Here is a 13,282-nt window from a genome sequence, read left to right as displayed (position 1 = left end):
TGCCCGGGTCACTTGGTGAAGCTGTAGCTCATCGGGTAGCGGTAGAGCACCCCTTCGTTGGCCTTGACCCCGGCGATGATTCCGAAGATCAACGGCACGATCCAGACCAGCATCGGGATGAAGAACAGGATCCCGCAGGTGATCAGGGTGAGCACCCAGCTGAGCACGCCGACGATCGCCCAGGTGATCTGGAAGTTCAGCGCCGCGACGGCGTGCGCGCGGACCGTGGGCGACTGCTGCCCCCGGGTCATCAGCGCGATGAGCGGCGCCACCCAGCCGAGCAGGCCGGCGCCGACGACCACCCCGACCGGACCGCCGAAGTGCGCGATCAGGGCCCAGGTCTTCTCGTCGTTGTTGGCGTAGCCCGGCGGCGGGCCGTATGCGCCGCCGGTCGGGTAGCCGACACCCGGCGGAGGTTGGCCGCCCGGCGGAGGGTAGCCACCTGGGGGTGGGTAGCCGCCCGGCGGGGGCTGGCCGCCCGGCGGCGGATAGCCACCGGGCGGGGGATAGCCGCCCCCGGCCGGCGGCCCGGACAGTGGTGCGGTGGGGGGCTCGTCCGCTGGCGGCGAGCCGTATGGGGCCGACGGCGGGGTCGCCTCCGGCGGCTGGGCGCCGGGGTCCCCCGCTCCGGGAGGGCGAGGTGGTTCAGTCATGGGGGTCACGGTAGGTCCGGCAGGCAAGGCCACACCAGAGCGGTAACGACCGGGATGTCCGGCTGATCGGCCCTGGCGCAGTGTGCCCGGGGCCGCACGGGGGGTCCGTAGCTGATCATCGCGTCAACGGGCCGGCCGACGTAGACTGGCACTCGCTACAGTCGAGTGCCAGGCCGCCTGGCCGGTGCGCCGGCGGATCGAGGTGCGTCAGGGAGGTGGAGGAGATGGGTCTCGACGACCGCAAGCTCGCCGTGCTGCGCGCGATCGTCGAGGACTATGTCGCCACGCAGGAGCCGGTCGGCAGCAAGGCCCTGGTGGAGCGCCACCAGCTGGGCGTCTCCCCGGCCACCGTGCGCAACGACATGGCGGTGCTGGAGGAGGAGGGCTACATCCGGCAGCCGCACACCAGCGCCGGCCGGGTGCCCACCGACCGCGGCTACCGGCTCTTCGTCGACCGGCTCTCCCGGGTCAAGCCGCTCAGCCCGGCCGAGCGCCGGGCGATCGAGCGGTTCCTGGTCGGCGCGGTCGACCTGGACGACGTGGTGCACCGGACGGTCCGGCTGCTGGCCCAGCTCACCCGCCAGGTCGCCGTCGTGCAGTACCCGAGCCTGGCCCGCTCCAAGGTGCGCCACCTGGAGCTGGTGCCGATCTCCACCACCCGGCTGATGGTCGTCATGATCGCCGACACCGGCCGGGTCGAGCAGCGGCTGGTGGAGATGCCCGGCCCGATCCCCACCGAGGACGTCACCGACCTGCGCCGGCTGGTCAACGAGAAGCTGGTCGGCAGCCGGCTCTCGGAGACCCCGCCGCTGGTCCAGGCGCTGGTCGACGAGTCCACCCCGCGGCTGCGCCCGGCCATGGCCACGCTCTCCACCGTGCTGCTGGAGACGCTGGTCGAGCGGCACGAGGAACGCATCGCGCTGGCCGGCCAGGCCAACCTCACCCGGGGTGGTCTGCTCGACTTCCAGGGCTCGCTGCGGCCCATCCTGGAGGCGCTCGAAGAAGAGGTCGTGCTGCTCAAGCTGATCGGCGAGACGGAGCCGAGCACCACCCGGGTGCTCATCGGCGACGAGAACGAATTCGACAACCTGCGGGCCGCCTCGGTGGTCAGCACCGGCTACGGACCGGGCAGCACCATCGTCGGTGGGCTCGGTGTGCTCGGGCCGACCCGGATGGACTACCCCGGCAACATCGCCATGGTGCGGGCCGTGGCACGCTACGTGGGCGAACTGCTGGCCCAGAACTGACCAGTCAGGGCCGACGGCCGACCTGCGGCCGACGCGGCGCAACGCGAGACGAAACACGAGGACACCGAACGCAGTGGCCAGGGACTACTACGGCATTCTCGGCGTGAGCCGGGACGCCTCCGACGACGAGATCAAGCGCGCCTACCGCAAGCTGGCGCGGCAGTTCCACCCGGACGTGAATCCGGACCCGGAGGCACAGGAGAAGTTCAAGGACATCAACGCCGCGTACGAGGTCCTCTCGGACGACCGGAAACGGCAGATCGTCGACCTGGGCGGCGACCCGCTCGCGCCGGGTGGCGGGGGCGGCGGTCCGGGCGGCCCGGGCGGCGCCGGCCCGTTCGTCGGGTTCCAGGACATCATGGACGCGTTCTTCGGCGGCGCGGCCGGCGGCGCCCGCGGCCCGCGGCCGCGTACCCGGCCAGGCGCCGACGCGATCCTGCGGCTGGAGCTGGACCTCAACGAGACCGCCTTCGGCGTCGAGGCCCCGATCACGGTGGACACGGCGGTGCTCTGCACCACCTGCTCCGGCGCGGGCACGGCGGCCGGCACCCACCTGGCGACCTGCGAGGCGTGCGGCGGCCGGGGCGAGGTGCAGTCGGTCCAGCGGACCTTCCTCGGCCAGGTGGTCTCCGCCCGGCCGTGCACCGTCTGCCAGGGCTACGGCACCACCATCCCGCACCCCTGCCCGACCTGCGCGGGCGACGGCCGGGTGCGGACCCGGCGCTCGCTGACCGTCAAGATCCCGGCCGGGGTCGAGGACGGCATGCGGATCCGGCTGGCCCAGCAGGGCGAGGTGGGCCCGGGCGGCGGCACCGCCGGCGACCTCTACGTGGAGATCCACGAGCGGCCGCACGACGTCTACTCCCGCAAGGGCGACGACCTGCACTGCCGGGTCACCGTGCCGATGACCGCCGCCGCGCTCGGCACCCGGCTGACCATCAAGACGCTGGACAGCGAGGAGACCGTCGACGTCAAGCCGGGCACCCAGCCGGGCAGCACGCTGCGGCTGCGCGCCCGGGGCGTACCGCACCTGCGCGGCACCGGCCGGGGCGACCTCTACGTCCACCTGGACGTGCGGACCCCGACCAAGCTCGACGCCGACCAGGAGCGGATGCTGCGCGACTTCGCCAAGACCCGGGGCGAGGAGGTCGCCGAGCTGACCAAGCAGGGCGGCTTCTTCTCCCGGATGCGCGACGCCTTCAACGGGCACGCCTGACGTGTCCGCCCCGCTGTTCCTGGTCGAGGCGCTGCCCACCGGGGACACGCTGACCCTGGACGGTCCGGAGGGGCACCACGCCGCGACCGTGCAGCGGCTGCGCGCCGGCGAGGAACTGCTGCTCGCCGACGGGCGGGGCGGCACGGCCGCCGCGGTGGTCACCGCCGTCGGCCGGGGCACCCTCGACCTCGCCGTCACCTCCCGGGGGTACGTCGACGCCGCCGTACCCCGGCTCGTGGTGGTGCAGGGCATCGCCAAGGGTGACCGGGGTGAGTTGGCCGTGCAGGCGATGACCGAGGTCGGCGTGGACGAGATCGTTCCCTGGGCGGCGTCCCGCTCGGTGGTGCAGTGGCGCGGCGAGCGGGGCGTACGGGCCCGGGAGAAGTGGGCGGCCACCGCCCGGGAGGCGGCCAAGCAGGCCCGCCGGGCGTGGCTGCCCGTGGTGGCCGGTACGCCGGACGAGTCGACCGGCACGGTGACCCGGCGGATCGCCGGCGCGGCCGCCGCGTTCGTCCTGCACGAGGAGGCCACGGACCGGCTGACCACCGCGGCACTCCCGTCGACCGGCGAGATCGTGCTGGTGGTGGGCCCCGAGGGCGGCATCGCCGACCCGGAGCTCTCCGCCTTCCGCGAGGCCGGCGCCCGCCCCGTCCGCCTCGGCCCCTCGGTCCTGCGCACCTCCACCGCCGGCGTCGCCGCCCTCAGCGTCCTCTCCACCCGCCTCCCCCGCTGGTAACCCCCCACCCCCGCACCCCCCGGCCCCCTGGCCCCCCTCCCCCCCCGCCCTCCCACGTTGATCAAGGAGTTTGCGTCCGGGAAACCCGGCTCGGCCGACGCAAAGTCCTTGATCAACGCGCCTGGTGGGTGGGGGTGGTAGGGGCGGGTGGGGGTGGGCCCCAGGAGGTGGGGAGGGGTGGGGTCAGGTGCGGAGGTAGGAGGCGCCGTTGAGGTCGATGATGGTGCCGGAGGCCCATTCGGCCTCGGGGCTGGCGAGCCAGTGCACGGCGGCGGCGATCTCGTCGGGTCGGGCGACCCGGTTGAACGGGCTCTGGGCCCGGATCGCGGCACCCCGCTCGCCGCTGAGATGCGTGGTGGTCATGTCCGTCTCGACGAAGCCGGGCGCCACCGTCGCGACCGCGATGCCGTAGGGCGCCAGGGCCAGCGCCAGGGACTGCCCGAGCGCGTTCAGCCCGGCCTTGCTGGCACCGTACGCGGGCTGCTCCGGCTCGCCCCGGAACGCGCCCCGCGACGAGACGTTGACGATCCGGCCACCCCGCCCGCGCATGTGCTGCGCGGCGCACCAGGTGACGTTGGCGGCGCCGGTCAGGTTGGTCTCCAGCACCAGCCGCCACTGTTCGCGCCACTGCTCGTAGGTGTTGCCGAAGACCGGGTGCGGCAGGTCCCGGGGTCCGTATACGCCGGCGTTGTTGACCAGCACGTCCAGCCCACCGAGTTGCCGGGCCGCGTCGTCGACCATGGCCCGGACGGCCTCCGGGTCGGCGAGGTCGGCGCGGACCACCACGTGCCCGTCCCCGGGCAGCTCGGCGCGGAGCGCCTCGGCCAGCTCCGCTGAGTCGCGGTGGTGGATCGCCACCCGGTCCCCACCCGCCGCGAACGCCCGCGCCACCGCCCGGCCGATGCCGCGCGAGGCCCCCGTCACCAGTACCGCCCGTCCCGCCATGCCGGCCATCCTGCCCCACCCCGCCGGCCTTTCCGGCACGGGCCCTTGCCTGCGTACACCGCGTCGACCGGGTCCTTCCCTACACTGCCCGGATGGGAACCGACTGCCTGTTCTGCCGGATCGTCGCCGGGGAGATCCCGGCCACCATCGTGCGGGAGACCGCCACCACCCTCGCCTTCCGGGACATCGACCCCAAGGCCCCCACCCACGTGCTGGTCATCCCCAAGGAGCACTACGCGGACGTGGCGACGCTGGCCGAGGGCGATCCGGCGCTCGCCGCCGACGTGCTGGCCACGGCCGCCGTGGTGGCCGAGGAGGAGGGGCTCACCGCGGACGGCTTCCGGCTGATGTTCAACACCGGCCCGTACGGTGGCCAGGAGGTCTTCCACGTGCATGCGCACCTGCTCGGCGGCGCCCCGCTCGGCCCGATGCTCTGCCGCTGAGCGGCTGCCTAGACTGCCCTCATGATCACGGTGCGGGACCGGCTCGGCCGGATGGTGCGGCAGGCCCAGGCGCAGGGGCGGATCCCGGCGGTGTCGGTGGCCCTGCACCGGGCCGACCGGCCGCTCTGGACGTGCACGGTCGGCGCGACCGGCAACGACACCCCGCTCGACCCGGAGACGGTGTTCCGGATCGGCTCGGTCACCAAGACCTTCACCGCGACGCTGGTCATGCAGTGCCGCGACGACGGGCTGCTCGACCTCGACGACCCGATCGGCCGGCACCTCGACCTGCCGGCGCACGGCGAGCTGACCGTACGCCGGCTGTTGTCGCACACCGCGGGCCTGCAGCGCGAGCCGCACGGCGACGTGTGGGACACCCTGCGCGCCCCCGACGTCGACCGGCTCCTCGCCGACCTGACCCGGGTGGAGCGGGTGCTGCCCACCGGGCGGCGTTACCACTACTCCAACCTGGGGATGGCGCTGCTCGGCGAGATGGTCGCCCGGCTGCGCGGCGGGACCTGGGCCGAGGTGCTGGCCGACCGGGTGCTGGGCCCGCTCGGGCTGACCGCCACCGGCCCGGAGCCGGGGCCCCGGGCGGCGACCGGCCACCTGGTCGACGCGTACTCCGACGAGGCCCGGCCGGAGCCGCCCACCGACTTCGGCGCGGTGGCCCCCGCCGCGCAGCTCTGGAGCACCGCGGTGGACATGGCCCGCTGGGCCGCCTTCCTGGCCGACCCGGCGGCGCTGGACCCGGCCGGCGCGGTGCTCGCCCCGGCCACCCTCGACGAGATGCGCTGGCCGCTGACCAGCACCGACGAGACGGTCTGGGCGGCCGGCTTCGGCCTCGGCCTGATCCTGGTGCCGCAGCCGGGGCGGGTGATGCACGTGGGGCACGACGGGGCCATGCCCGGGTTCCTGGCCGCCGTCTACGGCCGGCGGGGCGGGGACGGCACGGCCGGCGCGATGGGCTGCGCGGTGCTGGGCTCGTCCGGCACCGGCGTGGCGGTGTTCGACCTGCCGCACCGGCTGCTCGCCGCCGCGGCCGAGCACGACCCGGCCGACGTCGAGCCGTGGGCGCCCGGGCCGCCCGCCCCGGAGCACCTGCGCGGCATGCTGGGCCGGTGGTGGGGTGAGGGCTTCGAGTACGTCTTCTCCTGGCACGACGGGACGCTGCGGGCGCGGGGCGCGGACGACCCGGCCGGCAAGCCGCCCGCCGTGTTCGCCCCGCTGCCGGACCGGCCGGACGTGTTCCGGACCGTCGCCGGCCGGGAGGTGGGCGAACTGCTCCGGCTCACCCGCGACGAGCGCGGCGCGGTGGTCCGGATGCACTGGGCCACCTACCGCTTCACCCGGGCCCAGGAGACCTTCGACGGGTACGACTTCCGCGCCGGGCACTGACCGTCGACCACGGGAAATGGGCGCGGTGCGTGCGGTGTTGACCCGATACGATGGATGAGTCGTCCGCCGCGCCAGCAGGGGCCCGGCGCCGAGATCGAGAGCAGGTGGCGCAGGGCCCGACGGCCCGAGCTATGACGGACACCCCACCTCCCGCCCCGCCCCGGGTGCAGACCAGGATCACGGTCCCCGACCAGAAGATCATGGTGAACCTGCTCGGTGCGGGCGACGAGATCCTCCGGCTCGTCGAACGCTCCGTCAACAGTGACGTCCACGTGCGGGGCAACGAGATCACCATCACCGGCGCCCCCGGGGACAACGCCCTCGCCGAGCGCCTCTTCAGTGAGCTGCTCGAACTGATCGAGAAAGGCGAGACCCTGACCACAGACGCGGTCCGGCGTACCGTCGGCATGCTCGAGCAGGGCAGCGCCGAGCGGCCCGCCGAGGTTCTGACGCTCAACATCCTCTCCCGGCGCGGCCGCACCATCCGTCCCAAGACGCTGGGCCAGAAGAAGTACGTCGACGCGATCGACGCGCACACCATCGTCTTCGGCATCGGCCCCGCCGGCACCGGCAAGACCTACCTGGCCATGGCCAAGGCGGTCCAGGCGCTGCAGGCCAAGCAGGTCAACCGGATCATCCTGACCCGGCCGGCGGTCGAGGCGGGGGAGCGGCTGGGCTTCCTGCCCGGCACCCTGAACGAGAAGATCGACCCCTACCTGCGCCCGCTCTACGACGCGCTGCACGACATGCTCGACCCGGAGTCCATCCCGAAGCTGATGGCCGCCGGCACCATCGAGGTGGCCCCGCTGGCATACATGAGGGGTAGGACCCTTAATGACGCGTTCATCATCCTGGACGAGGCGCAGAACACCACGCCCGAGCAGATGAAGATGTTCCTCACCCGGCTCGGCTTCGGTTCCAAGATCGTGGTCACCGGTGACGTCACCCAGGTGGACCTTCCCGGCGGGACGACCAGCGGCCTGCGGGTGGTCCGGGACATCCTGAACAACGTCGAGGACGTCCACTTCGCCCAGCTCTCCAGTGCCGACGTGGTCCGGCACAAGCTGGTGGGCGAGATCGTCGACGCGTACGCCCGCTGGGACGCCGAGCGGGAGAACCAGCAGGCGCAGAGCGTGCACGCCGTGCCCGGGCGACCCGCCCAGGGCGGCCGGGCCGGCCGGCGCCGCTAACCACCAGAGGAAGACAGTTGTCCATCGAGATCGCCAACGAGTCGGGTGTCGAGGTCGACACCGACGCCGTGCTCGCCGTCGCCCGGCACGCCCTCGACGAGATGGGGGTGAACCCCCTCGCCGAGCTCTCCGTGCTGCTGGTCGACATCGACTACATGTCCGAGCTGAACCATCGCTGGATGGGCGGCGACGGCCCCACCGACGTGCTCGCCTTCCCCATGGACGAGGGCAGCGTCGACCACGGCCCGGGCGAGAGCGGCCCGGCCGGCGGTGAGCCGGCCCTGCTCGGCGACATCGTGCTCTGTCCGGAGGTGGCGGCCAAGCAGGCGGCCACCGCGGGGCACGCCACCGCCGACGAGTTGCACCTGCTCACCGTGCACGGCGTGCTGCACCTGCTCGGCTACGACCACGCCGAGCCGGAGGAGGAGCGGGAGATGTTCGGTCTCCAGGCCCGGCTGCTGGACAGCTGGCGGTCGACCCGGTCCCGGTGATGACCACCCTGGCGGCCGTCGCCGCTCCCACCGACCTCCCCGATCTCCAGCTCATCGCCGTCGCGGCCGCGCTGGTGGTGCTGGCCGGGCTCATCGCGATGACCGAGGCCGCGCTGGCCGCCGTGTCGCCGGCCCGGGCCGCCGAGCTGGCCCGGGACGGGGCGCGCGGCGCGCGTACCCTCCAGGCGGTCGCCGGTGACGTGGTCCGGCACCTCAACCTGCTGCTGCTGGTCCGGCTGCTGGCCGAGCTGACCGCCACCACGCTGGTGGCGCTGGTGGCGGTGGACAGCTTCGGCGCCGGCTGGCGGGCCGCCCTGGTCACCGCCGGGGCGATGACCGTGGTCAGCTTCGTGGTGGTCGGGGTGGCGCCGCGCACCCTCGGCCGGCAGCACGCGTACGCGGTGGGGCGCGCGGTCGCCCCGCTGGTGCGCTGGCTGGGTCGGGCGCTCAACCCGCTGGCGTCGCTGCTGATCCTCATCGGCAACGCGGTCACCCCCGGCAAGGGCTTCCGTGAGGGCCCGTTCGCCAGCCAGGTGGAGCTGCGTGAGCTGGTCGACCTGGCCGAGCAGCGCGGCGTGGTGGAGCACGGCGAACGCCAGATGATCCACTCGGTCTTCGCGCTCGGCGACACCATCGCCCGGGAGGTGATGGTGCCGCGTACCGAGATGGTGTGGATCGAGGAGCACAAGACACTCAACCAGGCGCTGGTCCTCTTCCTGCGCTCCGGCTTCTCCCGCATCCCGGTGATCGGGGAGAGCGTCGACGACGTGCTCGGCGTGCTCTACCTGAAGGACCTGATCCGGCGTACCCAGGGCGGTGACCCGCGCAGCGGGCGGCTGGCCGTGTCGGAGCTGATGCGCCCGGCGACGTTCGTGCCGGAGTCCAAGCCGGTCGACGACCTGCTCTCCGAGATGCAGGCCGCCCGCAACCACCTGGTCATCGTGGTCGACGAGTACGGCGGCACCGGCGGCCTGGTCACCATCGAGGACATCCTGGAGGAGATCGTCGGTGAGATCACCGACGAGTACGATGTCGAGCGCCCGCCGGTCGAGCGCCTGCCGGACGGCTCGGTGCGGGTGACCGCCCGGCTGCCCGTGGAGACGCTGGGCGAGTTGTTCGACACCGACCTGCCCACCGACGAGGTGGAGACCGTCGGCGGCCTGCTCGCCCAGTCGCTCGGCCGGGTGCCGATCCCCGGCGCGGAGGCCGAGGTGGCCGGGCTCCGGCTGCTCGCCGAGGGCACCACCGGCCGGCGTAACCGGATCGACACCGTGCTGGTGAGTCGGGTCGAGCCGGGCGACGCGCCGGACAGCGCCGGGCGCGGCGAGCACGCCGAGCCCCGCGGCAACCCCAACCGTTCCGAGGAGAGGCAACCCGCCGATGCCTGAGTCTTCCGCCGTGCCGGCGGCCCGCCCCACCCCGTCCGATCCGGCCGAGCTGAGCGCCGAGGACGGCAAGCTGGTCGTGCTGGCCCGCGGCGCGCGGGGCCGGGTCGGTGCCGTGGAGGGCGCCGCGGTCCGGGACCAGGACGGCCGGACGTACGCGGCGGCCAGCGTGGCGTTGCCGTCGCTGACGCTGACCGCGCTCCAGCTCGCGGTCGCCTCGGCGGTGGCGGCCGGGGCCAGCCGGCTGGAGGCGGCGGTGGTGGTGACCGAGGCCTCGACGCTGGACGGCGCCGGGCACGCCGCCGTCCGGGACCTCGCCGCCGACGCGCCGATCCACGTGGCCGCGCCGGACGGCACCGTCCTCGGCACGGTGGTCGAGTGACCGGGCACGTTTCCTGGCCGGCGCGCGCCGGCGCGGGGCGAAGCGGAGCGGCGGCGTGAGCGCGACGGGGCTGCCGGATCCGGAGGCGCCCCGCCCGTACCGGGCCGGGTTCGCGTGTTTCGTCGGCCGGCCGAACGCCGGCAAGTCGACGCTGACCAACGCGATCGTCGGCACCAAGATCGCGATCACCTCGAACAAGCCGCAGACCACCCGGCACGTCATCCGGGCGGTGCTGCACCGGCCGGACTCCCAGCTCGTGCTGGTCGACACCCCGGGTCTGCACCGGCCCCGGACGCTGCTCGGCGAGCGCCTCAACGACCTGGTCCGGGAGACCTGGAGCGAGGTCGACGTGATCGGCCTCTGCATCCCGGCGAACGAGCCGATCGGCCGGGGCGACCGGTTCATCACCGGCGAACTGGCCAGCCTCAAGGCCACCGTGCTGGCCGTGGTCACCAAGACCGACCTGGTGGACAAGCGGCGGCTGGCCGAGCAGTTGCTCGCGGTCAGCGAGCTGGGCGAGTTCGCCGACGTGGTGCCGGTCAGCGCGGTCTCCGGGCACCAGGTGGGCACGCTGGTCGACGTGATGACCGGCTACCTGCCGGAGTCGCCGCAGCTCTACCCGGACGACATGCTCACCGACGACCCCGAGCAGGTGCTGGTCGCCGAGCTGATCCGCGAGGCGGCGCTGGAGGGGGTCCGGGACGAGCTGCCGCACTCCATCGCCGTGGTGGTGGAGGAGATGATCCCGGAGGGCAACCTCACGAAGATCTACGCGGACCTGTACGTCGAGCGGCCGAGCCAGAAGGCGATCGTCATCGGACACCGGGGCAGCCGACTCAAGGAGGTCGGCACCACCGCCCGCCGGCACATCGAGGAGTTGCTCGGTGGCCGCATCTACCTGGACCTGCATGTCCGGGTCGCGAAGGACTGGCAGCGGGACCCGAAGCAGCTGCGCAAGCTCGGCTTCTGACGGCGTCCGCGCTCCGCCGGTCCCGGGCCGGCGGGGCGCGCTTCATGCCGTACGGGCCTGGTCGAATTCAGTCTGCTCTATGGGAAGTCTCACTTTTGGCTCGGCCTGCGTGTCGGTTCGCCGGGCCGGAGCGGAGGGTAGGGGAAACCTGTCCCCGCCCCCGGACCCAGATGCAGGCTGATGCGAAACCGATACCTTGACCTGCTCCGCTCCCTGGCCATCGTCCGAGTCGTCGTCTACCACGTGACCGGCTATGCCACGCTCACCCTGGTGTTCCCGGCCATGTCGGTGATGTTCGCGCTCGCCGGTTCGCTGATGGCCGCCTCGTTGGACCGGACCGGCGTGCCGGCCGTGGCGCGCCGGCTGCGTCGCCTGCTGCCGTCACTCTGGGTGCTCGCCGCGGTCTTCGTCCCGGCCATGCTGCTCACCGGGCTGCCGTTCACCCCGAAGGTGCTGCTCTGGCTCTTCCCGGTGAGCGACCCGCCGGCCAACTACTGGGGTGGGCTGGCGCTGAGCCCGATCTGGTACCTGCGGGACTACCTGTGGTTCGTGCTCGCCTCACCGCTGGTGCTCTGGCTGTTCCGCCGGGCGCCGCTGCCCGTGCTGCTCGCCCCGTACGCGCTGCTCGCGGTGATCGAGTTCGGCATCTTCCCGGACGCCCCGACCGTGCTGCGCGAGTTCGGCCTCTACTTCGGCGCCTGGCTGCTCGGCTTCGCCCACCACGACGGGCTGGTGCGCCGGATGCGCAACCGGGTGCTCGTGCCCACCGCGCTCGCCCTCGGCGCGGCCGGCCTGGCCTGGATCGCCACCCACCCCGGCCCGCGCGGCCACGACCTGAACGACATCCACCTCGGCAACGCGCTCTGGTCGGCGGCGTTCATCCTGGTGGCGATCGGCCGGGCGCCCGACGGGGCGGCCTGGGTGGACCGCAACCCGGTGGTGAGCCGGGTGGTGACCGTGCTGAACCGGCGCGCCCTCACCTGCTACCTCTGGCACATGCCCTTCGTGGTGGCGCTCACCCCGCTGGTCGGCCTGGTCGGCTGGACCCCGCGCGACCCGCTCGGGCTGGCCGTCCGGGTGGTGCTGGTGTTCGCCCTGGTCGGCGTGGTCACCCTGCTGGTCGGCTGGGTGGAGGACCTGGCGGCCCGGCGTACCCCGGAGCTGTTTCCCGGCCGGCCCCGGTGGACCGGGGCCGAGCGGGCGGCGACCGCGCCGGCCAGCCCGGCGCCGGCCGGCGCGGCGGCCGAACTGGTCGGCGCCGGCCGGGTTCCCGCCCCGCGCCGCGCCGCCGAGCCGGCCGCTGCGCGCGCCGACCGGGTTCCCGGCCCGCGCCGCGCCGCCGAGCCGGCCGCCGCGGGCGCCGACCGGGCGGACCGGCTCAGCGCCGGTTGATCCGGACGTTGCCGCTGGTGGCCGCGACGTCCAGCAGCAGCGACGCCGCCGGGTCGTCGGGCACGCCCAGGTCGGTGTCGCCGGACCGGGCGCTGGCCCGCACCCGGTAGCGGTCGTCGGGCACGGTGAGGTCGATGTCGCCGCTGGACGCCCGCAGCCGGACCGGGGCCGGCCGGTCCAGCTCGACGGTGACGTTGCCGGAGGTGGCCTCCGCGTCCACCCCGGCGCCCAGCCGGCGCGCCTCGATGTCGCCGGACGACGCGCGCAGCCGGACCGCGCCGGCCGCGTCGACCACCCGGATGTTGCCCGACGTGGTCTCGGCGCGGACATCGCCGCGTGCCCCGCTCACGCTGAGGTCCCCCGAGCGCAGGGTGAACTCGACGGTGCCGACCTGGGCCAGCTCGACGTTGCCGGAGCCGGTCTCGCCGCGCACCGCCACGCCCGCCGGGGCGATCACCTCCCAGGCGACGGTGCACCGGGCACCGCAGTCGGTCGGCAGCACCAGTTCGTCGCCCTTGATCTGGTACCGGGTGTCGGGCTGCTGCCCGCCCTGGTAGCGGACCACCCGCTTGATCCGCACCTGGCCGGCGGGCCCGGTGGCGCGGACGGCCACGTCACCGGCGCCCCCGGACGGCACGGTGATCCGGCTGATCCCGGTCGCCTCGGTGTTGTCGTAGTCCAGCCGCCGGAACGACAGGTTGTCGCACCCGGCGAGGAGGATGAGCGAGGCCGTGGCGGCGGTGACGGCGACGGCGGTCCGGTGCAGAGCCATGGCGAGCACGCTACGGCGCACCGCGGGGGTGGCACATCCGGGATCCACCGCCGATCCACCCC

At 73.9% G+C, this 13,282-nt stretch carries 14 protein-coding genes; 11 read left to right on the top strand and 3 right to left on the bottom strand.

Features of this window, described 5'->3' with window-relative positions:
* Nucleotides 1-8 precede the first annotated feature (8 nt).
* Complete coding sequence (locus LQ51_RS34430) at nt 9-653, bottom strand: DUF4870 domain-containing protein (protein ID WP_082159724.1); 645 nt, start codon at nt 651-653, stop codon at nt 9-11.
* A gap of 224 nt (nt 654-877) precedes the next feature.
* On the opposite strand from LQ51_RS34430, the gene hrcA reads away from it, so the two are divergent.
* The 3 genes from hrcA (at nt 878) to LQ51_RS30010 (ending at nt 3,852) form a co-directional block, all read left to right on the top strand.
* The gene (gene hrcA, locus LQ51_RS30020) at nt 878-1,900 is read left to right on the top strand and encodes a heat-inducible transcriptional repressor HrcA (RefSeq protein ID WP_046571674.1); all 1,023 of its coding nucleotides are present in this window, start codon (nt 878-880) and stop codon (nt 1,898-1,900) included.
* A gap of 73 nt (nt 1,901-1,973) precedes the next feature.
* A complete protein-coding gene (gene dnaJ, locus LQ51_RS30015; RefSeq protein ID WP_046571565.1) occupies nt 1,974-3,116 on the top strand; it encodes a molecular chaperone DnaJ in 1,143 nt (380 codons plus the stop codon).
* Nucleotide 3,117: 1 nt separating this feature from the next.
* Nucleotides 3,118-3,852: a 16S rRNA (uracil(1498)-N(3))-methyltransferase gene (locus LQ51_RS30010; RefSeq protein WP_046571563.1), complete on the top strand. Its 735-nt coding sequence runs from the start codon at nt 3,118-3,120 to the stop codon at nt 3,850-3,852.
* Between the two features lie 183 nt (nt 3,853-4,035).
* Here the strand turns inward: LQ51_RS30010 and LQ51_RS30005 are convergent, their stop codons facing one another.
* A complete protein-coding gene (locus LQ51_RS30005; protein WP_046571672.1) occupies nt 4,036-4,797 on the bottom strand; it encodes an SDR family NAD(P)-dependent oxidoreductase in 762 nt (253 codons plus the stop codon).
* 92 nt (nt 4,798-4,889) lie between these two features.
* Between LQ51_RS30005 and LQ51_RS30000 the strand changes: the two genes are divergently transcribed.
* From LQ51_RS30000 to LQ51_RS29965, 8 genes are all read left to right on the top strand, one after another.
* Nucleotides 4,890-5,240 (top strand): histidine triad nucleotide-binding protein, encoded by a 351-nt coding sequence (locus tag LQ51_RS30000; protein WP_046571561.1) that lies wholly within the window; start codon nt 4,890-4,892, stop codon nt 5,238-5,240.
* A gap of 21 nt (nt 5,241-5,261) precedes the next feature.
* Complete coding sequence (locus LQ51_RS29995; protein WP_046571560.1) at nt 5,262-6,638, top strand: serine hydrolase domain-containing protein; 1,377 nt, start codon at nt 5,262-5,264, stop codon at nt 6,636-6,638.
* A gap of 131 nt (nt 6,639-6,769) precedes the next feature.
* Complete coding sequence (locus tag LQ51_RS29990; protein ID WP_046571557.1) at nt 6,770-7,828, top strand: PhoH family protein; 1,059 nt, start codon at nt 6,770-6,772, stop codon at nt 7,826-7,828.
* A 17-nt stretch (nt 7,829-7,845) separates the two neighbouring features.
* A complete protein-coding gene (gene ybeY / locus LQ51_RS29985) occupies nt 7,846-8,319 on the top strand; it encodes an rRNA maturation RNase YbeY (RefSeq protein WP_046571555.1) in 474 nt (157 codons plus the stop codon).
* Entirely contained in the window at nt 8,295-9,707 is a 1,413-nt protein-coding gene (locus tag LQ51_RS29980; protein WP_197087957.1) for a hemolysin family protein, read from the top strand. Before ybeY ends, LQ51_RS29980 begins: the two co-directional genes overlap by 25 nt.
* Entirely contained in the window at nt 9,700-10,086 is a 387-nt protein-coding gene (locus LQ51_RS29975) for a hypothetical protein (RefSeq protein WP_046571551.1), read from the top strand. Before LQ51_RS29980 ends, LQ51_RS29975 begins: the two co-directional genes overlap by 8 nt.
* A gap of 70 nt (nt 10,087-10,156) precedes the next feature.
* Nucleotides 10,157-11,056, top strand: coding sequence for a GTPase Era (era, locus tag LQ51_RS29970; protein ID WP_046571670.1), 900 nt, complete (start codon nt 10,157-10,159; stop codon nt 11,054-11,056).
* Between the two features lie 180 nt (nt 11,057-11,236).
* Nucleotides 11,237-12,448, top strand: coding sequence for an acyltransferase family protein (locus LQ51_RS29965; protein WP_046571548.1), 1,212 nt, complete (start codon nt 11,237-11,239; stop codon nt 12,446-12,448).
* Here LQ51_RS29965 and LQ51_RS29960 read toward each other — a convergent pair.
* The gene (locus tag LQ51_RS29960; protein WP_046571545.1) at nt 12,435-13,220 is read right to left on the bottom strand and encodes a DUF4097 family beta strand repeat-containing protein; all 786 of its coding nucleotides are present in this window, start codon (nt 13,218-13,220) and stop codon (nt 12,435-12,437) included. The two genes, LQ51_RS29965 and LQ51_RS29960, sit on opposite strands and share 14 nt — an antisense overlap.
* Nucleotides 13,221-13,282: the final 62 nt, after the last annotated feature.

Origin of the sequence: Micromonospora sp. HK10 (assembly GCF_000982955.1) — a bacterium.
Taxonomy (GTDB): Bacteria; Actinomycetota; Actinomycetes; order Mycobacteriales; family Micromonosporaceae; genus Micromonospora.
Note: the sequence above shows the minus strand (reverse complement) of the source record. Positions and strands in the feature narration are given on the sequence as shown.